This is a genomic window from Leclercia sp. UBA7405, from assembly GCF_037152215.1.
GTDB lineage: Bacteria > Pseudomonadota > Gammaproteobacteria > Enterobacterales > Enterobacteriaceae > Enterobacter > Enterobacter pneumoniae.
The window spans coordinates 1-23,116 of sequence record NZ_JBBCMR010000005.1 but is presented as its reverse complement, the minus strand read 5'-3'; the positions used below and the strand labels follow the sequence as shown (position 1 = coordinate 23,116).

Below are 23,116 nucleotides of genomic sequence, written 5' to 3'. Positions count from 1 at the left end.
GATTATGTCCAAAAAGATTGCCGTCATTGGCGAATGCATGATTGAACTCTCCCAAAAAGGCGCGGAAGTGAGCCGCGGCTTTGGTGGCGATACATTGAACACATCGGTCTACATTGCCCGTCAGGTCTCTCCTGATGCGCTGTCAGTGAACTATGTCACGGCACTGGGTACCGATAATTTCAGCCAGCAGATGCTGGAGAGCTGGCAGGCGGAGAACGTCGATACCTCCCTGACTCAGCGCATGGAAAATCGTCTGCCTGGCCTCTACTACATCGAAACCGACAGCACTGGCGAGCGTACCTTTTACTACTGGCGCAATGAAGCGGCGGCGAAATTCTGGCTGGAGAGCGAGGACGCGGCGCGCATTTGCGAAGAGCTGGCTACGTTCGACTATCTCTATCTGAGCGGCATCAGCCTCGCCATCCTGAGCCAGGGCAGCCGTGATAAGCTGCTCTCTCTGCTGCGTGAATGTCGTGCTAATGGTGGCAAAGTGATCTTCGATAACAACTACCGTCCACGTCTGTGGGCCAGCCGCGAAGAGACGCAGCAGGTCTACTCCCAGATGCTGCAATGTACCGATATCGCCTTCTTAACCCTCGACGACGAAGATGCGTTGTGGGGCGAAAAGCCGGTGGATGAGGTGATTGCCCGGACGCAGGCGGCAGGCGTCTCTGAGGTGGTGATCAAGCGCGGTGCCGATTCCTGTCTGGTCGCGGTTGCCGGCCAGCCGGTTATCGACGTTCCGGCAGTGAAGCTGGCGAAGGAAAAAGTAATTGATACCACGGCCGCGGGCGATTCATTCAGCGCCGGTTATCTGGCCGTACGCCTGACAGGCGGCACGCCGGAAGCGGCAGCCCAGCGCGGCCACCTCACCGCCAGTACGGTGATTCAGTATCGCGGGGCGATTATTCCCCGTGAGGCGATGCCGCACTAAAAAACGGCTACCCTGGGTTGTAATGCCGATCGGTTAAGCAATCCGGTATTTCTATGTCACTGAAGTAGAAAGGTTCCGTTCACTAAGGCATCTCTGCTTTTTGTCGGCCACTCTGCGGCCTGACCGGGGCACGGGTGTTGACTCCCCGCTGAAATCGGCGAACCGGAGACCGGATGACAAGGGCTGGACGCCAGGGATGGCGGCCAGAGGCGAAGCGAGACAGGGATGTCGAGTTGAGCCGACCGCAGGCAAGAGGTCGGGAGGTGAGCGCAGTGCGAAGCACCGATTTCGTTGCGGGGCCGCGGGGATTGACAAGGGGGACCCGGCGGTCCCCCTTGTCACGTTCACGGGTGGTGTAATGCCATATTCTGCTGAACATGAGGTGAACGGAACAATTCCACCGCGCTTAACCGATCGGCATTACCACCGTTTATCTTTGCGCGAACGCGCCCACCTTACTGCGCCTGCGGAATATCCGTCACGTCCTGATGATCGCCAGAAACAACGGGAGCCGCACTCTGCGCAGGCACCATAATATTACTCCAGGTTTCTTGCAGCTCTTTCATGTTGTACTCAGGCTCGCCCTTCGGCTGCAGCAGAATCAGTGCCATATCCTGTGAAAGCTGCGAACGCAGATCCTGGTTTAGCATCTCCACCGTCAGGCCGCTCAGGAAGTCCTGGCGCAGTTTCTGATACTGCTCCGGCGCGATATCCACCACCTGGTTTTGCAGGGAGCGAATACGCTGACTGATAAGGATATCGGTATCTGTGCGCGCATAGGTGGCAAACAGCTTTTGCAGCTCAAGGCCCTTTTGCGCCACCAGCGCGTTAAACTCTTCTACCGGCAGCCCGTTGTCACGTACCTTCGCCAGCTCTTTCGCCACCACCGCCATATTCGCGTTCAGCTTATCGTTCGGCGACTCAACGTTAATGGCGCACTGCGCACGCTGGAACAGTACCCGGCAATCAAAGCCCAGACCGATATCTTTAGTGTTGTTCTTGCTAAGCGTCTGCTGAACATGCCAGAACAGCGCTTCACGGGCTAAATCTGCACGCCAGTAACGCAGCAGGGCTGCGGATTCCCGAATAGGCTGCCACGGGCCATCCCACATGATTGAGAGACGATCCTGACGCACTGTGTCGGTCATGATGCTGACAGGTTCGGCACGCAGCGGCGACAAGGTCGGCACTGGCGCCGGCGTATGGCGTTTACCTTTCAGTTCGCCGAAGGTTTTATTGATCTGCTCTACTACCGCACGGGCGTCGACGTTACCCACCACAATCAGGGTCATCGCATCCGGGGTGTACCAGTTCTGGTAGAAAGATTTAACCTGTTCAATATCAACCGGCTGCTTCAGCGGCTCCGCCGGATCGTGGCCGAGCAGCGTTGATCCCTTGAGGCGATAGCGCCACCAGCCCTCTTTGGTATCCGCCGGCCAGGTGGCAACCATGTCACTGTTGCTCAGCGCATAGTTAACGGTTTCAGGGGTAATGGAGACGTTGCCTGCGGTATCAGAGAGCCAGGTGAGCGCCTCTTTGAGCAAATCATTACGGTTGTTCGGCAAGCTGAGGTTAAACATGGTGTAGTCATAAGAGACCACGGCAGGCGGGAGTGGGCGTTTCGGGTCGATGCCCTGTTGCCACAGTGAACGCACCTGCACAGCCTGCAGGCTGCCGCTTTGGGTCAGCGCCAGCCGGGGGATAAAGTGGCTAAAGCCGGTCTGCTGCGTGCTTTCCGTCAGGGAGCCCGTATTTACCGAGAGGCGGATTTCAATCCGATCGCTGGGACGCTGAGGCGTCGAGAGGACCTGCCACTGGAAGCCGTTCGCCAGCGTCCCCTGTTGCCATGCAGGATCGGGCTGGAGCGCATCAGCGTGCACGTAACTGGCTGCTGCCATCATCAGCAAACCGCCGGTTAAGAGTCGAATTTTTGTGCCCTGCATGTGAACCCCTGATCAACATTCCTGGTTAAAAAGAGTGCTACACGCCCTGGAGCACTCTAAAGACGATATTCAAAACACTCCGATTAGACCGCGCGTTAAGCGAAACGTCACGGCATGAAGTGAAATATACCCGAAAAAAATCTTGTCGAATTATGACAGGTATGAGGGGCCATTATGCGCAGGAGCCCGCACTCCGACAAGGGAATGCGGGCCTGAGAGCAGATTTTAGGAGGATAAACCGTGCGTTTTGCCGTCTGGCGCACGATTATTGAGGGTATCGTCGAGCTTTTTATGATCCAGCTCTTTCACCCACTTCGCGACCACGATGGTCGCTACCCCGTTACCGACCAGGTTAGTCAGCGCACGAGCTTCAGACATAAAGCGGTCAATACCGAGGATCAGCGCCAGCCCCGCCACCGGCAGATGACCCACCGCTGAAATGGTCGCCGCCAGGACGATGAAGCCGCTTCCCGTCACCCCGGCCGCCCCTTTCGAAGAGAGCAGCAACACGACCAGCAGCGTGATTTGATGGAAAATATCCATGTGGCTGTTGGTCGCCTGAGCGATAAATACCGCGGCCATGGTCAGGTAAATCGAGGTGCCATCCAGGTTAAAAGAGTAGCCCGTCGGAATGACCAGCCCCACCACCGATTTGCGGCAGCCCAGCTTCTCCATTTTATCGAGCATACGTGGCAGCGCCGACTCGGACGAGGAGGTACCCAGCACGATGAGCAGCTCTTCGCGGATATAGCGGATGAACTTAAAGATATTGAAGCCGGTGGCCTTTGCAATACTCCCCAGCACCACCACTACAAACAGAATACAGGTGATATAGAAGCAGATGATCAGCTGGCCCAACTGTACCAGGGTGCCCACGCCATATTTACCGATGGTAAACGCCATCGCCCCGAAGGCCCCGATAGGTGCCAGACGCATAATCATATTGATAATGCCGAAGATGACCTGAGAGAAGCTTTCAATCACATTAAAAATCAGCTGCCCTTTGCTTCCCAGGCGATGCAACGCAAAGCCAAACATCACGGCAAACAGCAGTACCTGCAAAATGTTACCGCTGGCAAAAGCGCCAATGACGCTGCCGGGAATTACATCCAGAAGGAAGGCCACCACACCCTGATCTTTTGCCTGATCGGCGTAGACGGCGACCGCTTTGGCATCGAGCGTAGAGGGGTCTACGTTCATGCCGGCGCCGGGCTGCACCACGTTCACGATAATCAGGCCGATAATCAGCGCCAGGGTGCTGACCACCTCAAAATAGAGCAGCGCGACCGCGCCAGTGCGACCGACCGCCTTCATGCTTTCCATGCCCGCGATACCGGTCACCACGGTACAGAAGATAACCGGGGCAATAACCATCTTGATGAGCTTAACAAACGCATCGCCTAGCGGTTTCATCTGCGCGCCCAGTTCAGGGTAGTAATGGCCCAGCAGAATGCCGATAGCAATCGCAGTCAGCACCTGAAAGTAGAGACTTTTGAAGAGTGAGGTTTTCATATGATGTCCTTGGGAAGAAAAACCACAGGCACTATAGGGGTAATAATTACCTGCGGATTTAAAATACCACCCGGCTCTCAGGACAGATACAGACTCAGATCAGAAATGAAACACAAATGTTAAAAAGTTTGAGCTGGCTCGCACAAGCCAGCAACATTTTAATTCAACGCGGGGGTGTCATGGGGAGAAAGGTAATGCGCTTCAAAGAGATCGCGTGGAACGGCACGGGCGAAGAGATAACCCTGCCCATACTTCACGCCAGCCTCTGCCAGCCAGTCGCGCTGAGCCTCGGTTTCGACCCCTTCGGCAATCACGTCCAGCGTCAGGCTTTGCGCCATCTGAATAATGGCCTGCACCATGCTGCTGTCGTCCGGTAAACCTTCCACAAAGGTCTTGTCGATCTTCAGCACGTCCACCGGCAGCGTTTTCATATGCTGCAGCTGACGCAGCCCCGCATACCCCATACCGAAATCATCAAGCGCGATACGTACCCCGGCATTGCGCAGCGGACGCAGAATCGCCACCGCTTCGTTCGGGTCGTCGATACGGCGACTTTCCGTTACCTCAAGAATCAGGGTGTCAGGCTGGATTTGATAGCGATGAATCAACTCCAGCAGCTCTGAAACCATCGTCGGGTGCATCAATTGCAGCGCAGAGAGATTGACCGACAGCGGCAGGGTAATACCACGAGCCTGCCAGGCTGAGAGCAGCCGGCAAGACTCCTCCAGCACCCAGTGGCCCACCGTCACCATCAGCCCACAGTTTTCAATACGTTCGATTAACCCTTCCGGCAGCTCCCAGGAGCCGTCCGGTTGCTGCATACGCAGTAGCGCTTCGGCGCTTTTTACCCGGCCCGTACTCAGTTCAACCTGCGGCTGCAGCCAGATGGCAAACTGATGATTATCCAGCGCGTTAAGGATATCGCTCTCTTCCGTCAGGCGCTGCTGCGCCTTTTCCATCTCTTCGGGTTCGAAGAACTGGATTTGGTTTTTACCCTTGCGACGCGCAGCAAAGGCGGCGGAGAAGGCCCGGCTGTAAAGTTGCTCGGCGCTCTGATCGCCGTAATACATGGCAATGCCAATGCTGGCGCTGGGGCGCAGCTGGATGCTCTGAACCGGCAACCGCTCGTTAATGACAGTGAGCACTTGCTGACCTAACGTGATGGCATGCCATGGCTCCTTCACGCCATGGGCGATAATCACGAAGTCGTACCCCGTGACCTGAGAGAGCACCATCCGCGGGGAGAGGACGGATTTCATCTTTTCCACCAGCGTGAGCAGCAACATCTCGCGCTGACTCTCTTTCAACACCCCGGCGGTGTCCTGCAAGGTTTCACAGGCCACGACCATCAACGCCGTCGTCTGCTGGCGGGCGACCGTCTGCTCCAGCAGACCCATCAGGAACGCTTTGTTCGGTAAATCCGATACCGGGAAGCGGGTCGCATTGCAGTTCATCTCGTCATACTGACGCAAAATCCGCTGTTGATTGATGTTGTAGCTGCGGACCAGCATGCCGATCTCGTCGTCATGATGCAGGCGCGGCAACGGCAGCTGGTGACCCACCTGATACTCTCCCGGTAGATCATTGAGTTCCCGGGCCAGACGGCGTAGCGGATGCACAATCAGTCGGTTAATACACCAGGTCAATGCCACCGTCAGCATCAGCGTCAACAGTAAGTAAGCAGTCACTAACGTTGATAGCCAGCTCATCACAAATTTAAACATGCGATAAGAGTCTGACTGGAGCACCAGATAAGCCAGCGGCTGCGGATTTGCCGGGCGTTCCAGCGAATAGATGGGGAGCGAGATTTGCACCGGCAGTTCGACCATTCGCATTACCATCATCGGCACCGGACGCTCAGGGATAAAGCGCATACGCAGCGCCTGGAACTGATTAGGCAACACCACATCCGCCCGGCTGACGACGCCGGCCGGCTGGATCCCTTTAAGGATGGTTTCTGCTTCCGGGATATCCCCTTTCAGGATGGCCGCAGAGAGCGGTTCACGAACCGAACGGGCAATGCTTTCAAGTTGCGTAGCCGTGTTGTAGCGATTCTGCTGAATGGAATGAACCAACAGAATGACGCAAAAGATGAAAACAAACACCATAGTGACGGCGGAAACCATCGCCATTTGTTTGATAGTTAATGAACGGCTGACACGCAAAATGACTCTCCAGAGAACACGACACGCGGGGTAATCAGATGTGACCCCGCTGCCGCCTGAGTATACCCCATCGCAATCGATTTAAGAGAGGCTAACAAAACGATTAAGGTTATTCTGGTTACCATTCCGCATAAGGCATAAGCGGCTGCGGTGGTATGTCCATGTCACCCTGCCAACCTGCGGCGGAGTAGCGTACATACATCAGCGCATGGCTTGGGGTGTAATCCTTCGCCTCCTGAATATCGACCCCCAGCCCAACAAACCAGTTGGAGGTGACACGACGTTCAATAATAGCCCGGGCGGTATAACCGGTACCGCTGCTGCTGCTTCCCTCTTCCGGCTCACTGCGATCACCGTATCTGCCTGGTTCAACCGGGATCAGGCTCTGAATCGGGTAGCGCTTACCGTCATTGCTTTTCGAGTGTGACCAGGAGACCGAGCCACCCAGCTCCCAGGACCAGTTCTCGGTACGCTTACGCCAGTTGATGGGCAGCGCGAAGGAGACATACTGTTGTGGGCTGTAGTAGCCGCCCTGTCCCAGCGTGTACTCGCTCAGGTCTTTATCGTAATGCCAGAGCATATTGCTAAGGCCGACGGTCAGGCGCTCGTTATTGGCATTGATGAGTTTGTAGTAGTAGCCGGTCATCCAGCGCACGCGCCAGTTGTCCGCCACGTTCTCGCCGGTCAGGGAATCGGCATTCAGACTAGACCAGATCCCATTCGCCTCACCCTTGTCGTAGCTGACGCTGACCCCGCCCCCGGTAGAACGTACACCGCCCCAGGTTTTATGGGTATTGGGATCAACCTGTCCGGCAAAGGCCAGCATGGAGCTGGAGACCGGGCGACGGTGCGCGTTAACCGTATAGCCCAGCGGACCGATATCGCTGCTATAGCTGATACCGCCAACAACATCGACGACCTCGAAGCCCATCGGTGTGGTACCGATGTCCATCGCCCATGTACTGTTTTCCCAGCCCACCGCGACGCTGGCGCCATCCGCCGTCTGGCTGGTGTGACCATAGCATGGCGTACTGGCACAGGTGCCCCACTTCGGATTAAAAGATCCATTGCTTGCGGTAGAGAACGAGCCTGCGTCCATATTGACCATGTCCGTACGGAAGAACATCCGGCCGTCGGAAAGCGGTGCGTCGACGTGCAGCATGGTGGTATGGGCTTTAAGGTCAGAGTAGCCCCCCGTACCGCTGGAGCCCCAGTACTCGTGCTGCAGGGTGACGTTAACATCCTGCTGACGATAGAGATCGCCCGCGTCGCTACGTACGCCGCGCTTCAGCCAGTCATCGCGCTCATCATTGCGCGTCAGGCGGGTGAAAGTGTCGTTATCCCCCGGACGAGTCGGGGTGATCCCCGAGGCCACCATCGTATCTTTGTAAGTCTCAAGCGCCGCCTTTGGCTGACCGTTCGCCGCCTGGAAACGGGCCGCGTCACGCAGTACCAGCGCACTCTCCATCGACGGCGGCTGCGATTTCGCCTGCGGAATGAGGCGGCTAAAAGTCTGTTGCGCCGTGTCGGTATTACCCAGCCCTGCCTGGGCCAGCGCGATACGACGCTGCATATTGATAGAAGGGGGCTCGCCCTGCGGCGTGGCAGGCAGCGTCGCCAGCGTGGCCTGGGCTGCAGACTTGTCGCCCGCGGCGATGTGCGCTTCCGTCAGGCCAAGTATCGCATCGGCATTTTGCGGCTCGCGTTTTAGCACCGTTTCATAGGCTGCTTTTGCCGCCGCCGTATCGCCGCGCTGCTGTGCCCAGTCGGCCAGGATCAGATCAATACGCGTCGAAGGTGGCTGCTGACGTAGCAACTCCTCCGCCTCCCGCTCCTTGCCACTGTCACGCAGGCGGTTCGCGGTCTCCAGCACCTGGTTGCCCTGCAGACGATCGCCCAGTTCGCGGATGTTATCGTTCCACTGACTCTGGGGCAGCGTATTCAGGTGTGCCAGCGCGGCACGATCCTGATCGTTGCCCGAGAGATAAAGTCCGTAGGCGTAAACCTGCTCCGGATCGCCCGGCTTCTGCGAGGCCAGGTTGCGCATCAGCGTATCGGCCTGGCTTCGCTGACCGCTGCTGTAAAGATCGCGTGACAGCCGGTAGGTGATCCAGACATTGCCCGGATCCATCGCCAGTCGGCGGCGCTGGATCTCCGCCGCCTGAGCATAATTACCCTGATTTTCGAGTTGCTCGGCCTGCTGGGCCAGCTTCTCGTTGCTCAGGCTGCGTTCAATATCATCGATACTGCGGCGCTGGCTGGCAGAGAGCGATTGTATAAACTGGGTCGCTTTTTCCGGTGATTCGGCGCGATAGAGGTTGGCCAGCCCACGCACCGCGTTGCTGTTGCCGCTGTCCATGCGCAGCGCCTGACGGTAGTAGCGCTCGGCGCTGGCACTGTCTTTACGCGCCATGGCCGCATCCCCCAGCCCTAATATGGCATAGCTGTCGGTATTATCCGTGTTGCGCGCTTGCTGGTAATAGCGTTCGGCCTGGCCTGGGTTATTGGCTTTCAGCGCCGCGTCGCCCTGCTGGATCAGCAGCCAGTAGCGGTTAACCTTGAGCAAACTGTCCCACTTGTCGCGGTTTTCACTTTGCGGATCGAGCGCGATCGCTTTCTCGAACTGCGCCACCGCCCTGGCACGATCGCCTTTCTGGGAGTAAGCCTGGCCGAGAGCGCCTACCGCTTCACTGTCCGCATGATTCGCGCTGACCGCCTGCTGCAACTCTGACACAGCCCGCTCGCCCTGACCCGCCTCAACGGCGGCCAGCCCCTGCGCCTTCGCACGGAACGCCGGGTCGGAAAGCTGTTGCTGCTGCTGCGCCAGTTGGGTACGCGCTAACTCCACGCTATCCCCTTCACTGAACACCTGCAGATAATCCTGTAAGGCTTTTACGCTGGCATCACTGACCGGCGTGTCTTTAATTTGTTGATACCAGATAGACGACGCGGCGTTACGCCCGCTGTTGGAGTTCGCCATCTGACGCAGCACGGCGAAGCCCTCATCACGACGCCCACTCTGAAAAAGAAGCTGGGCCAGTGAGTTCTGTAGCTGGCTATCGCCGGGGCGGCTGGCATTGATGCTCTTAAGCTGGTTGATCGCCTCATTGCGACGGGCAGGCACCTTCGCCACCAGCGTCCAGTACTCGGTGGCGATATCGCCATCCGGCGGGCTGCCAGCAAACAGCTTGTCGTAGGCGGCAATCCCTTCGGCGGTATGGCCGGTAGTGGCCAGCAGACGGGCCTGCTGCAGCGCCTGACGTCCGTCAGGGCTGGAGAGAGACATGCTGCTGCGCGACGATTTATAAGCTTCTGAGGTTGGCGCCATCGTCTTCAGGCGGTCCAGCTCTTTTTGCGCGCCGGTGGTGTCGCCCTGGCGCAGCAAATAGCGGAAGCGTGCGGCCATCACGTCCGGGTTGTTCGGGTCAATCAGTTCGAGGCGATCCAGCGACTGGCGAACCAGGTCTTCGCGCTGCGTGGACTCGCCCAGCCGTACCTGCTCAAGCAGCTGTTTTTGCTGTGGGGAGTTCACCGCCTGCGCGGCCGGCAGTAAGGCCAGACCGAGCGATAAACTGAGTAAACTTATTGTGAACTTGCGCATTCCTGGCCCCAGTCAGGTAGTAATTCACCTTTCACGGTGAAACGAAAACGATGCTGATCCCAGCCTTGTCCAAAGAGGGTCAGTACGTAGCTGTAATAAGCGTCATCGCCAGGAAAGTTGTCTGCTACACGCTGACGCTGCGCGGCTTGTGCATCGCGATTTTGCAAGAAAGGCAGCAGCGCAGCGGAGAAGCCCACCGGGCCCTGTCCGGTCAGTTTACCCGTGGCGACATCCACTTTTTCCGGCGGTATCCCTTTTTTAGCGGTAAGGGTTGCCATCGGTTTCAGCCGTGCCAACAACCGCGCTTTTTGCGGATCGCTGTCGTGCATCATGCCCACCCACAGCCAGACGCGAATAGCGTCATAGCTGCTGACGAGCGTTTTCTCTGGCTTGAGCTGCCAGCCGCCGTTTTTTTGATAACGTACCCAGTCGGGTGAAAATCCTTTCGGCGCAGTTTCCAGGAGCAGGCGCAGGTTGGTCTCCCGCAGCGTGCTCCAGGGCGCGCCAAAGCGAGTAAAATATTGTGCCAGCTGAGGCGGCAGATAACTTGGGTTGAAGCGCCACAGATTCTGTTCCGCAAAACCCACTTTGCCCGGCAGCAGCATGTAGCCCAGACCCGGCACCTTCACCACCTCTTCACGAACGATGAGCTTTAATAGCGCCCGCCCGGTATCGGTGTAAGTTTGCTCCTTCCACAGACGACCGGCCTCCAGCAGCGACCAGGCGATCCAGATATCAGCGTCCGAGGCGGAGTTGGGGTCGAGCACCTGCCAGCTGTCGGGGGCTTTTTTACCCCATAGCCAGGCAGGAAGCTGCGTATTTAGCGCGCCCTTCGCCAGGTTATCCTGCGTCCAGCGCAGGATTTGGTCGAAGGTTTTACGGTCATTGGCGGCTAGGGCAAAGAACAGCGCGTAGCTTTGACCCTCCGACGTGGTAATGCTACGGGCATCGCTGGGATCGATAACCCGTCCATCTTCGCTGATATAAGCCTGTTTGAACCGATCCCAGGCCGGCCAGTTGCAGGCGGCCTGAAGATTCCACGCGGTCAGCATAAACAGCGCCAACAAACCGTAGCGAAATCCCTTCATCACGGTTTACTCATGATCCGGATCGAGACGACGACGGCTGAAGATGCGCAGCAGACGCCACAACACCCAGGCCAGCAGCACGACGCTTATCGCGGCGAAGATCGCCAGCAACACCGGATGGTTTGACAGGGCATACCAGACGCGCTCAAACCACGGCAGATGACCGACGTAGTAGATATCCCCCACGCGCAGGCTATTGACGCCAGACTCACGGATGATCGATACCGAGCCAAACATCGCCGCACGTTTGCCGCTGTCGTTCATGGCCTGGTTCAGCAGTTCATAGCCGCGCGGGCTGTCTGCCAGCAGGGCAATCACGCTGCGTTGGTCGTTATACGGCGACTGGAACCCCACAACGGCGGCCATTGGGCCGGTGGAAGAGACTTCCGCGCGGGCGTTAGCCTGACGGTCGCTCTCATCCGGCATAATGCTCGGTAAAGAACTTTCGCGCAGCGGGGTGTTCACCCAGGCTTCTGTCGCTTGCACCAGCAGATCAACGCGCTTGTCATCTTTTAACGCATCCGGAATCGCCCCTACCAGCAGGATATCGGCATCTTTACCCTGCAACTGGCTGGCATCGCTGGTTAGCGTGAAGTTTAGCGCCGGGAACCCGGTTTGCGCACCGACGGAGCCCATGGCATCCAGCAGCGTCGTCAGTTGGCCTTCGTTCGGATCTTTCGGCGTTACCACGATCGATTCCGAGAGGTCAGCCATACGGCTGAACGGGAAGCTGGCGTTGGCGAATGCGCGCAGATCCGGCATGGCAAGGAAGTGGTAATACTTCGAGAAGTCGATGGTGGAGTCATCGCCAATGACCACATGGTTCTGTACTGGCTGGAAGGTAATACAGTTTTCAACCGTACCACCCGGCATCGGGTTCATGTACTGGAAATCAAAGCGCAACTGGTTTACCGCACCCAGCTTCAGCGCCGGAATCGAAACATCCGTTTTACCGTCCAGCAGCCCTTGCAGAACCGGCAGACGCAGCAGAAGACGATTCGCATCCTGCGTACTGGTCAGCGCGAAGGATTGCAGGAACTGGTTGTTCAGGCTGATATCCATCCGCGAACTGTCTTTCACCGGCGGCGCGGTGTAGCGGTAGTTCAGATTCATGTCGATGCCGTTGCTGCGCAGCAGATAGAGATCCGGCGGCAGATTTAACGACAGACTAATGGATGAGGGCTGCAAACCGGTGGCCTGCAGCTGCTCTTCATAGGTTTTCAGTTCGCCAAAGGTGACCGCGCGATCGGTACGCACCCAGTTTGGCGCATCGTATGGCTTACGCGGCAGCAGCGGTTTCACATCGTTAATCACCACGCTATTACCACGGAACAGCACGTTGCCTTGCGCCAGCCCTTTCGCCGCCTGCAGCAGGTCTTTGTCATCACGACCCATTACCACCAGCAGCTTCACGTACGGGTTGTTGGGATGGCTCATCATCTCGATGGTCGGCGCTTTCACCTCCGGATGATCGCGCAGGAACGCCGGACGGCTGGCGTTCGTGGCGAAGACGATCGCGTTGGTGTCTGGCAGTTTGTCATAGATGACCGGGAAACTTTGGCCGCGCCAGCCGCTGCGAGAGCCGAACCAGGAGGCGACAATCGATGCCGCTTTTTGCTGTTCGATTTCCGGCGCACCGGCAAAGACCATCGGTAAGTTCAGCGGGCGATTGTCGCGCGGGTCAAAGAACGGCACCGGGAAGCGCGAAAGATCGTTAGCCACCGCCAGCGACTGATAGGTCAGATCCAGCGAGCTACTACGCCCCACGTCCATCCACAGCGTACTGCTGGCCGGGTTTTCACAGACGTCACGATAGTGGCCAACAAATTCCAGCCGCACGCGGTTGAAGTCACTGATAAACAGCGGGTTGATCGGCAACTGCGCCAGGGTTTTCTTGCCTAGCTGCTCTTTGGTCACCGGCAGGACGCCCATCAGTTCATCGTTCAGATAAACCTTCAGCTGTGACTGTACCGGCAACAGCGAGGGAGAGGGGGTGTATTCAAGGTTCAACAACGCTTTAGAAACGACTTCGTCGCTGCGCATGCCGAACTCGATACCGCCGTTCGGGTTAATACCGCGCAACACCATGCTACCCGGCGGTGGCGCGATCTGAGCGAAGGAGAGCTTCACATCGCGTGACGGGGCGCTGTCGGCGACAATCGGCGCATCGGCACCCTGCACGCCAGGCATGACCCGGCCTACTGGCGCGTCCGACGGCGGTAGCGTCTGGCCCGTTGTAGGTTGATTCGGGATCACCGCTTCCGTTTGCCCCGGCGCGGCGGTGGCTGCCGGCTCAGCGGGGGCTGCGACAACAGGTACCGTTGGCGCAGGAGTCGTCTCCGGTGCCGCCGAGACCATAAAGGAGGGGAGCGCACTCATCCCGACCGCCACTGCACTAATCCATGATAGTTTTCTTTTCATCGCATTATCATCATTGTTGAGCCATAACCGGGTCTGCTTGCTGTACCGCCTCGCCACGCTCAGGACGGCGAGGAACAAACGACACAACCCAGGAAACCAGCGAAGTAATTGACCGGAAAATCACTTTCACGGACGATGGAGCAAATTCGGCAAGGTGGCGATAGCCACGGAAACCCAGTTTCAGAATATCCAGCAGGCTCTCCAGCGGTTTATCTTCCGGGAAGCTGTCCTGCCAGAGCGCCCAGGTATCGGCACGGGCGAAGGTACACTGCACAAAATCGATATGCTGCTTTTTCGTCAGCGGCATCAACTGCAGACCCACTTCGTTGCCCAGTACGCGCACCACCTGGGTTGGGAAAACATACTCTTGCTGGCCACGCTTAAGCAGAAGATTAGCCTTCTGCCCTTCCAGCACCTGCGCCTGGCCGTGGATCTTGATGCCCAGGCCGCCGTCAGAGAAGTCGTGTACGGTACAGGAGAAGAGGTGACCGTCTTCACGGGCGATAGCAGCCGGCATGGCGATTTCGACGCGATGGGCGCGACGCACCTGCTTACTTTCCACCGAAACCGCCACCGCGCCGCCGAGAATGATCAGGTTGTAGAAGACCCACGCCATACTCACAAACACGGTCAGCACTTCGTTCTCAGGCCCGGTGTAATAGCGCCAGACACCGGCGATGATACCGACAATGTTAAGCAGCACCAGGAAGATGTAAGGCCGGGAGATCACCCAGTCCACATACTCCTCTTCCACCAGCCCGCCTTTCGCCGTAACGTTGAATTTCCCTTTATGCGGGTTGATCAGTGCCACCATGGTTGGCGGGGCGATATACCAGGCGAGTACGGTCTCGTAGATTTCACTCCAGAACGAGTGGCGATACTTGCCCTGAATGCGCGAGTTGGTCAGGCTGGCGTGAATCATGTGCGGCAGTACAAACAGCGCGATCATGATCGCCGGGGCGTAAATGATGTAGGCATGCAGCAGCAGGAAGGCCAGCGGCGCCGTCAGGAAGATAAGGCGCGGGATCCCCGATAAGAAGTGGAACATGGCGTTTAAATAGCAAAGACGCTGCCCCCACTTAAGCCCTTTGCCAAACAACGGGTTATCAAGACGGAAGATCTGTACCATGCCGCGCGCCCAGCGAATACGCTGACCGATATGCGCAGAGAGCGACTCTGTCGCCAGCCCGGCAGCCTGCGGAATACGCATATAGGCGGAGGTGTAACCCCGACGGTGCAAGCGCAGGGAGGTGTGCGCATCTTCGGTTACCGTTTCTACCGCAATGCCGCCAATTTCATCCAGCGGTTTACGGCGAATCACCGCACACGAGCCGCAGAAGAAGGTGGCATCCCACATGTCGTTACCGTCTTGCACCAGCCCGTAAAACAGCGTGCCCTCATTCGGCGTCTTGCGGAACCGGCCAAGGTTGCGCTCGAACGGATCGGGTGAGAAGAAGTGGTGCGGCGTCTGCATCATCGCCAGTTTGGTATCCTTCAGGAACCAGCCCATGGTCATCTGCAGGAATGAGCGTGTGGGGACATGGTCGCAGTCGAAAATCGAAACAAATTCGCCTTTGGCATACTTAAGCGCGTTATTGATGTTGCCCGCTTTCGCATGTTCGTGGGTGGTACGAGCGATATAATTCACCCCTACGCTGTCGGCAAACTGTTTGAACTCTTCGCGCCCGCCATCATCCAGGATCCAGATCTGGAGCTTGTCTTTCGGCCAGTCGATACCCAGCGATGCGTAAATGGTGTTTTTCACCACGCTCAAATCTTCGTTATAGGTCGGCACAAAGATATCTACGCTCGGCCAGACGCGGGTATCTTTTGGCAGCGGTACCGGCTGACGGTTTAGTGGCCAGATTACCTGGAAATAGCCCAGCACCAGTACTACCCAGGCATAGGTTTCAGCAAACAGCAGGATCAGGCCGCACACCAGACTGACCGGGTCGTTCCAGTTGAGGGTGGAGGTGTAACGCCACCAGATGTAACGGCAGGAGACGGTCAGCGACAGCACAATCAGCATTAACGCAGAGAAGCGCCCAGGAATGCGGCGCACCAGCAACGCTACGCCCCATAGCAGGATCAGGAAGATAAACTGCGCCATCGGGTTAAAGGGCTGGGTAATGCAAACCAGGGCCAAAATCAGCGAGAAGAAGACCACCACACCGAGAATAAAGCGACGCAGCCGCGGGTGCAGATGTCCCAGCTCCTTTTGGGAATCAAGATGGCTGGTGTTGTTATGCAGGCGAGTGGGTAGATGGTCCAGCCACTGGTGATAACGCCCGCGCAGGGTTTTAAAGCGCGACATGCTGCCCCAGCGCGACGACGCTTTCTCTTTGCGTCCCGAGGTCGCCAGCAACCAGATGGCCTGAAGGGCATAACGCGCCGGGTCCAGCGGACGCGGACGGTCAGGGTCGATATGCGGATACAGTTCATTATGCCGGGCACGAATACGCTGCCAGCGCGGGTGTTCAAGAGGAATAAAAAGCCAGGCCAAAATCATCCACAAACAGCCAAGAGCAGCACTGAAGGGAGAGGCGCCGTGCAGACGGTAATTACGGTAACGCTCGCTCAGACGCGCTCGTACCGGCGGAATAAGCAGTAAGGCGCCCAGGCGATTCATGGGGTGCTCCCGGTGGCGATTTTGTCACCGTTAAAGTTCAGCAGACACCAGTTCGCCAGGATCATCATCTCTTCGGCGGCCAGCGAGTCGCTACGGTATTCCCCGAGCGGCTGCTTCGACGCCATGCACTCAACCATCGCTTCATCGCGATGCAGCACCATCGGCAGCAGACGACGTTGACTCTGCAGCCACACCTGGTAGAGATCGTCCTGCAGCTGGCTGCCGATGCGCAGATCGTTGATCAGAATACGCGCGCCAACCGGCAAAGATTGCTGGTGCAGGCGGATATGGCAGTTAGTGTCTGGCTTGACGATAGCCAGCGTGTGATCGCAAAGCTCCACCAGCGCGCGCGTCAGCGGCGAGTGACCATGAGGCAAGTCGATCAAAATCCATTGATAATGGCTATGCGCTTTTAAAGTCTGTAACGCAGTGGTGAACTGCCCCAGCGTCTCATACAGGCTATATTCATTTTCCCGTTCGCTGTCGGTCAGTTGACCGAAAGGCAGCACGTCCAGCTGCGACGTGTAGCGTTGCCCGGCATCACGCCAGTCCGTACCATCCAGCAGTGCTCTACCCCAACCGCCGGTATGGCTGAAATCGACATTAAACGACATGCGCAACAAATTATCGGCGCAGGCGTCTACCACCAGCACCGATTCACCTAATAACTGTAATGACCAGCCAAGCGCCGCCGTAATTGATGTGGTACCCACACCACCGCGCACGCCTTGCAATCCAACTATGGCCATTCACGGCTCCCTTATTTTTGTTGAGCAAATTCGGCCAATAACGGCCAACGTCGAATCGCTGCAGCCAATTGTTCACGTTGCGAAATATCGGTGTAGTCAATTTCTGGCAATGAAAAAGCCTGGCTGAGTGCCAGAAAGTCATTTTGAAAGGTGTATCCGAGGCCGGAGTCCAGCGTCGTATTTACGGGTTCATTGTTAGACATTCACGTCTCATCCCATTGAGGAAATTCTAATGCTCAGATGTAGCCAGGCGTCCTGCCAGAGAAATTTCATTTACATGCTAAATCTGATGTTCTTTAATTTCAATGTTAGGTTTATTTCTTCGCTTTCGCTAGTAAACTGAATACAGACAAATTAGTGGCAAAGAGGGACATCGTGAACCCCATTTTTTCTATTGGCATCCAGTCATTATGGGATGAATTGCGGCATATGCCAGCAGGCGGTGTCTGGTGGATCAACACCGATCGCGACGAAGACGCAATACATCTCCTTAATCAAACAGTTTCTGCTCAGGATGCGCGCGCCAAAGTCGCGGTTATTACGATGGGCGACGATCCTAAATCGATTGTCAGGCTGGAGGAAAATGGCGGCCCGGATACGGTTCGTCTATTTTCCATGCCGGAAACAGAGAAGGGTCTCTACTTTTTGCCGCGTGACATCCAGTGCAACCTAGATCCCGATCACTATTTAATAGTCCTTAAATGTACAAATAACGCCTGGTTAAATATTCCGGTTGATAAATTGCGCGGCTGGCTGGAAAAAATGAATAAATGGGCGCGCTTTTACAATTGTACCCTTTTGGTTCTGAGTCCGGGTACGAATAATGACAAGCAATTCTCATTATTAATGGGGGAATACCGTTCGCTGTTCGGCCTTGCCAGTCTGCGCTATCAAACCGACATTCATCTTTACGATGTTGCGTTCTGGTGCAATGAAAAAGGGGTCAGTGCTCGTCAGCAATTAACGCTTTCCCGTCAGGGTAATGCCTGGCACCTTACGCAGCAGGAAGAGGCGGTAGTGCAGCCTCGCAGCGATGAGAAACGGATCCTCAGTAACGTCTCGGTACTGGAAGGCGCACCGCCGCTGTCAGAACACTGGTCGTTATTTGAGAACAACGAAGCGTTATTCAACGAAGCCCGCTCCACCCAGGCGGCAACCATCATCTTTTCGCTGACTCAGAACAACCAAATTGATGCCATTGCGCGGCAGATCCACACGCTACGCCGCCAACGTGGTAGCGCCCTGAAAATCGTAGTGCGTGAAAATCTCACCAGCCTGCGCGCCACCGATGAGCGCCTGCTGCTGGGCTGCGGTGCGAATATGGTTATTCCGTGGAATGCCCCGCTCTCCCGTTGCCTGACGCTTATTGAAAGTATTCAGGGCCAGCAGTTCAGCCGCCACGTGCCGGAAGATATTTCAACACTGCTCTCCATGACCCAGCCTATGAAGCTACGCGGCTTCCAGAAATGGGATACCTTCTGCGACGCGGTAGGCAATATGATGAGCAACACGCTGCTGCCTGCTGATAATAAAGGGGTGATGGTGGCGCTGCGTCCGGTTCCAGGCATTCGCGTCGAGCAGGCGCTGACGTTGTGCCGTCCAAATCGTACCGGGGATATCATGACCATCGGTGATAACCGGCTGGTCCTGTTCTTATCATTCTGCCGGATAAACGATCTTGATACTGCCCTGAACCATATCTTCCCGCTGCCTACCGGCGATATCTTCTCTAACCGGGTGGTCTGGTTTGAAGATAACCAGATCGCCGCGGAGATTATGCAGATGCGCGCCGTTAAACCTGAACAGTGGAACAAACCGCTGCCGCTGGAGACCGATATCAAACCGATCCTTAACGCCACGCACGATGGTCATGCCTGGCGGCGCATTCCGCATCCGCTACGCTTACTGGATGATGCCGTGGAGAACCCATCATGATGAACGTCAGCGATATCATCCAGCTCGTGGTGCTCTGTGCGCTCATCTTCTTCCCGCTAGGGTATTACACGCGCCATTATTCACGACGGATCCGTGATGCGGCGCGAATTGTTTTTAGTAAGCCTCGCTATGTTAAACCCGCCGGTACGCTGAACAGAGCGTCGCAACAGGGCAAACCGAAAAAATGACAAATTCTTCTTATACGACTTCGGCGCCTTCGCCGCTCTGGCAGTACTGGCGCGGCCTTTCTGGCTGGAACTTTTACTTTTTGGTGAAGTTCGCTCTGCTATGGGCGGGATACCTGAATTTCCATCCCCTGCCGAACCTGGTCTTTATGGCCTTCCTGCTGATGCCGATCCCGAAGTATCGTCTGCATCGCCTGCGCCACTGGGTGGCGATCCCCATCGGCTTCGCCCTCTTCTGGCATGACACCTGGCTGCCGGGTCCACAGAGTATTATGAGCCAGGGTTCTCAGGTTGCAGGCTTTAGCGCTGACTATATGCTCGACCTGGTGACACGTTTTATTAACCTGCAGATGATTGGCGCGCTGTTTGTGCTCTTTATCGCATGGCTGTTCTTGTCACAGTGGATCCGCGTTACGGTGTTTGTTGTCGCCATCATGATCTGGCTGAACGTGCTGACCATTGCCGGCCCAGCCCTTACCCTGTGGCCAGGCGGCCAACCCACTACCACCGTCACCACCGACGGCGCTTCGGTAGCCCCAACGGTAGCGGCAGCAGGTAACACCGCCGTGGTGGGTGATATACCGGCTCAGACGGCACCGCCGACGACGGCCAATCTCAATGCCTGGCTGTCTACGTTCTATAATGCCGAAGAAAAACGCCAGACCAAATTCCCGGACGCACTGCCAGCCGATGCCCAGCCGTTTGAACTGCTGGTTATCAATATCTGCTCCCTGTCGTGGGCAGATGTGGAAGCCGCAGGGCTAATGTCGCATCCGTTGTGGTCGCACTTTGATATCCAGTTCAAGGATTTCAACTCCGCCACCTCTTACAGCGGCCCGGCGGCCATTCGTCTGCTGCGTGCCAGCTGCGGTCAGCCGTCGCATAAAAATCTCTACCAGCCAGCCGGTAACCAGTGCTATCTCTTCGATAATCTGGAGAAACTGGGCTTCACGCAGCATCTGATGCTGGGCCACAACGGCGTGTTCGGTGGATTCCTGAAAGAAGTGCAGGAAAACGGCGGCATGCACGCGCCGCTGATGGATCAGAAAGGGCTGCCGGTGACCTTGCTGGGCTTCGACGGTTCGCCAGTGTATGACGACACCGCGGTGCTTGAGCGCTGGATGCAGACCATTGAGAAAGACCAGAACCCGCGCAGTGCGACTTTCTATAACACCCTGCCGCTGCATGATGGGAACCACTTCCCTGGCGTGAGCAAAGTGGCGGATTACAAGCTGCGTGCCCAGAAATTGTTTGATGAACTGGATGCCTTCTTCACTCAACTGGAGAAGTCCGGGCGCAAAGTGATGGTGGTAGTGGTACCCGAGCACGGCGGTGCGCTGAAGGGCGATAAGATGCAGGTTTCTGGCCTGCGCGATATCCCGAGCCCCTCAATTACTAACGTGCCGGCCGGGGTGAAATTCTTCGGTATGAAAGCCCCACATCAGGGTGGAGCGATTGAGATCACCCAGCCTACAAGCTACCTGGCCATCTCTGAACTGGTAGCCCGCGCGGTGGACGGCAAAATCTTCGTTGAAGATAACGTTAACTGGGATCAGTACATCAAGGATCTGCCGCAAACGGCAAAAGTGTCTGAAAACGCCAATGCGGTGGTCATTCAGTATCAGAACAAGCCGTATGTCCGTCTGAATGCCGGTGACTGGGTGCCTTACCCGCAGTAATCTACGGTTTCCCCTCTCTTACGAGAGAGGGGAAGTGCATTGCCTTACTACTCCGCGCTACGAAGCGAGATTTCGCCGCCCATCCAGGGTTTGATCACCCCATCCTGTTCAAGCAGCAGTGCCCCCTGTGCATCGATACCGCGGGAGGTGCCAAACACCTCTTTATCGCCAATAATCAATTTCACCGGTCGATTAATAAAGTTATCCAGCTTTTCCCAGCGCGCCAGGAACGGTGTCAAACCATCCTGTTCAAAGCTGAGCAGCGATGTCCGCAACTCTTTGATCATCTGCACCGCCAGGGTATTGCGATCAATATTCACTCCCGCCTCATGCAGGTTGATCCAGCCCTGATTTACCACATCGCTCTGTACCGTACGCATAATCATGTTAATGCCAGCGCCAATCACGATGTGGGCCGCATCGCCGGTTTTGGCGGTCATTTCCACTAAAATACCCGCCAGTTTCCGATCGTTCAGGTAGAGATCGTTTGGCCATTTAACACGCACTTTATCTGCGCCCAGCGACTGCAGAACCTCGGCCATCACGATACCGATGACCAGACTTAGTCCCATGGCGGCAGCCGGTCCTTGCTCCAGACGCCAGTACATAGAGAGATAGAGATTAGCGCCAAAGGGTGAAAACCATTTACGCCCGCGACGACCGCGGCCCGCCTGCTGGTATTCAGCCACACAGCTATCGCCAGAGTTCAGCTCGCCAATTCTGTCCAGCAGATATTGGTTAGTGGAGTCGATGACCGGCAGTACGGCAACCTTCCCCTCCTCTAACTGACCCTGGATGAGATTCTGATCCAGTAACTGGATGGGCTCCGGCAGACTATAGCCTTTACCCGGAACAGTGAAGACATCCACGCCCCAGTCGCGTAAGGTCTGAACATGCTTGTTAATCGCCGCCCGGCTCATACCCAGGCGCTCGCCAAGTTGCTCGCCAGAGTGAAAATCGCCATCGGCCAGAATAGAGATTAACGTCAAGGGAATTGTATTGTCTTTCACGCGATCGTCTCCACCGCATTTACTTCGCCGTGGGCGCCAATGAAGCGAACTTCAGGCTCCAGCCAGACGTTAAATTTTTCGCCAACGCGCAGACGAACCTGATGTGCCAGTTGCACAACATCGTCGCTGGTCGCTCTGTTTTCGTTGATCAATACCAGTGCCTGCTGGCGATGGACTGCGGCTCCGCCGTAAGTGGTACCCTTAAGCTGACATTGATCGATCAGCCAGCCCGCGGCCAGCTTCACGCTACCATCCGCCTGGGGATAGTGCGGTGCAGCGGGCCACTGTGCGAGCAGTGCGTTTGCCACCTCAGCGGTGACAACCGGATTTTTGAAGAAGCTACCGGCATTGCCCTGCTGTTTAGGATCGGGAAGTTTGCTCATGCGCATATGACAAACCGCATCAAAAATTTGCCGCGGGGTGACGGTCGCAGGATCGAGACGGGTTAAGTCGCCATAAGAGAGTACCGGCTGCCAGTGTTTCGTCAGCTGAAGTCCCACCGCCACGATCACAAACTTGTCCTGATACTCATGTTTGAAAATACTGTCACGGTAACCAAAGCGACACTGCTCTGCGGTTAAACGCAGCGCTTTCCCGGTCGCCAGTTCAATGCAGTCCACGTATTCGCAGACATGCTTAAGCTCGATGCCATAAGCACCGATATTCTGAATAGGAGATGAACCCGCACAGCCAGGGATCAGGGCCAGATTTTCCAGACCAGCCATGCCGTTATCAAGGGTAAATTGCACCAGATTGTGCCAGTTTTCGCCGGCGCCCACGTGCAGACGCCAACGCTCTGGCGTCTCTTCAACGTCAATCCCGGAAATGCGATTAATAATTACCGTACCTGAATAATCTTCCAGGAACAGTACGTTACTGCCTTCGCCCAGAATGAGAACAGGTTGGTTTTGTTGCGTTGCGTGATTCCATGCCGCCAGCAGTTGTTGAGAGTCAGTGGCCTGCACGATCTGTAAGGCATTTCGGTCAATACCGAAGGTATTCCAGGGCTTAAGGGAGTGATTCATAGAGGCTATCCAGATGCAAAAACCGGGATAGTTTACCGTATCTGCGATGGGTTAGGGGGATATCTTTGTGTGCAGGTTCGTAGATGCAAAAACGCAAAAAGCCCATCCTTCCGGATGGGCTCTTCACTTATTTGATGCCTGGCAGTTCCCTACTCTCGCATGGGGAGACCCCACACTACCATCGGCGCTACGGCGTTTCACTTCTGAGTTCGGCATGGGGTCAGGTGGGACCACCGCGCT

15 protein-coding genes and 1 rRNA gene are annotated in these 23,116 nt (G+C 56.4%); 4 read left to right on the top strand and 12 right to left on the bottom strand.

What is annotated here, in order from left to right:
* Nucleotides 1–4: 4 nt before the first annotated feature.
* Nucleotides 5–934 (top strand): sugar kinase, encoded by a 930-nt coding sequence (locus WFN75_RS19195; RefSeq protein WP_212478368.1) that lies wholly within the window; start codon nucleotides 5–7, stop codon nucleotides 932–934.
* Nucleotides 935–1,389: 455 nt separating this feature from the next.
* On the opposite strand, the gene WFN75_RS19190 is transcribed toward WFN75_RS19195, so the two are convergent.
* The 9 genes from WFN75_RS19190 to bcsR form a co-directional block, all read right to left on the bottom strand.
* Nucleotides 1,390–2,877, bottom strand: coding sequence for a M16 family metallopeptidase (locus tag WFN75_RS19190; protein WP_040078172.1), 1,488 nt, complete (start codon nucleotides 2,875–2,877; stop codon nucleotides 1,390–1,392).
* Nucleotides 2,878–3,102: 225 nt separating this feature from the next.
* The gene (gene dctA, locus WFN75_RS19185; RefSeq protein WP_046886823.1) at nucleotides 3,103–4,389 is read right to left on the bottom strand and encodes a C4-dicarboxylate transporter DctC; all 1,287 of its coding nucleotides are present in this window, start codon (nucleotides 4,387–4,389) and stop codon (nucleotides 3,103–3,105) included.
* Nucleotides 4,390–4,547: 158 nt separating this feature from the next.
* Nucleotides 4,548–6,554: a biofilm formation regulator HmsP gene (gene hmsP, locus WFN75_RS19180; protein ID WP_046886824.1), complete on the bottom strand. Its 2,007-nt coding sequence runs from the start codon at nucleotides 6,552–6,554 to the stop codon at nucleotides 4,548–4,550.
* 118 nt (nucleotides 6,555–6,672) lie between these two features.
* Nucleotides 6,673–10,155: a cellulose synthase complex outer membrane protein BcsC gene (gene bcsC / locus WFN75_RS19175; RefSeq protein ID WP_336996675.1), complete on the bottom strand. Its 3,483-nt coding sequence runs from the start codon at nucleotides 10,153–10,155 to the stop codon at nucleotides 6,673–6,675.
* Nucleotides 10,137–11,243, bottom strand: a complete 1,107-nt coding sequence (gene bcsZ, locus WFN75_RS19170) for a cellulose synthase complex periplasmic endoglucanase BcsZ (protein WP_336996710.1) — start codon at nucleotides 11,241–11,243, stop codon at nucleotides 10,137–10,139. The genes bcsC and bcsZ overlap by 19 nt, the downstream gene beginning before the upstream one ends.
* A 6-nt stretch (nucleotides 11,244–11,249) precedes the next feature.
* On the bottom strand, nucleotides 11,250–13,664 hold the full coding sequence (bcsB, locus tag WFN75_RS19165) for a cellulose biosynthesis cyclic di-GMP-binding regulatory protein BcsB (protein WP_212478365.1): 2,415 nt from the start codon (nucleotides 13,662–13,664) through the stop codon (nucleotides 11,250–11,252).
* Nucleotides 13,665–13,674: 10 nt separating this feature from the next.
* Complete coding sequence (bcsA, locus tag WFN75_RS19160; RefSeq protein WP_233802656.1) at nucleotides 13,675–16,293, bottom strand: UDP-forming cellulose synthase catalytic subunit; 2,619 nt, start codon at nucleotides 16,291–16,293, stop codon at nucleotides 13,675–13,677.
* Nucleotides 16,290–17,042, bottom strand: a complete 753-nt coding sequence (bcsQ, locus tag WFN75_RS19155; RefSeq protein WP_212478363.1) for a cellulose biosynthesis protein BcsQ — start codon at nucleotides 17,040–17,042, stop codon at nucleotides 16,290–16,292. Before bcsQ ends, bcsA begins: the two co-directional genes overlap by 4 nt.
* 11 nt (nucleotides 17,043–17,053) lie before the next feature.
* Complete coding sequence (gene bcsR, locus WFN75_RS19150) at nucleotides 17,054–17,245, bottom strand: cellulose biosynthesis protein BcsR (protein WP_040078162.1); 192 nt, start codon at nucleotides 17,243–17,245, stop codon at nucleotides 17,054–17,056.
* A gap of 172 nt (nucleotides 17,246–17,417) precedes the next feature.
* Here bcsR and bcsE point away from each other — a divergent pair, with 172 nt between their 5' ends.
* Genes bcsE through bcsG form a run of 3 tightly spaced genes read left to right on the top strand, consistent with a single transcriptional unit; the run spans nucleotide 17,418 to nucleotide 20,841 of the window.
* The gene (bcsE, locus tag WFN75_RS19145) at nucleotides 17,418–18,977 is read left to right on the top strand and encodes a cellulose biosynthesis c-di-GMP-binding protein BcsE (protein ID WP_040078161.1); all 1,560 of its coding nucleotides are present in this window, start codon (nucleotides 17,418–17,420) and stop codon (nucleotides 18,975–18,977) included.
* The gene (bcsF, locus tag WFN75_RS19140; protein WP_040078159.1) at nucleotides 18,974–19,165 is read left to right on the top strand and encodes a cellulose biosynthesis protein BcsF; all 192 of its coding nucleotides are present in this window, start codon (nucleotides 18,974–18,976) and stop codon (nucleotides 19,163–19,165) included. The genes bcsE and bcsF overlap by 4 nt, the downstream gene beginning before the upstream one ends.
* Nucleotides 19,162–20,841 (top strand): cellulose biosynthesis protein BcsG, encoded by a 1,680-nt coding sequence (gene bcsG, locus WFN75_RS19135; protein ID WP_046886830.1) that lies wholly within the window; start codon nucleotides 19,162–19,164, stop codon nucleotides 20,839–20,841. Before bcsF ends, bcsG begins: the two co-directional genes overlap by 4 nt.
* A 47-nt stretch (nucleotides 20,842–20,888) precedes the next feature.
* Here the strand turns inward: bcsG and birA are convergent, their stop codons facing one another.
* The 3 genes from birA to rrf form a co-directional block, all read right to left on the bottom strand.
* Complete coding sequence (gene birA, locus WFN75_RS19130) at nucleotides 20,889–21,851, bottom strand: bifunctional biotin--[acetyl-CoA-carboxylase] ligase/biotin operon repressor BirA (protein ID WP_207292582.1); 963 nt, start codon at nucleotides 21,849–21,851, stop codon at nucleotides 20,889–20,891.
* Nucleotides 21,848–22,876 carry a UDP-N-acetylmuramate dehydrogenase gene (gene murB, locus WFN75_RS19125; protein ID WP_286758326.1) on the bottom strand — a complete coding sequence of 343 codons (1,029 nt, stop codon included), beginning with the start codon at nucleotides 22,874–22,876 and terminating at the stop codon, nucleotides 21,848–21,850. Before murB ends, birA begins: the two co-directional genes overlap by 4 nt.
* Nucleotides 22,877–23,012: 136 nt before the next feature.
* A 5S ribosomal RNA gene (rrf, locus tag WFN75_RS19120) occupies nucleotides 23,013–23,116 on the bottom strand; the annotation flags it as partial.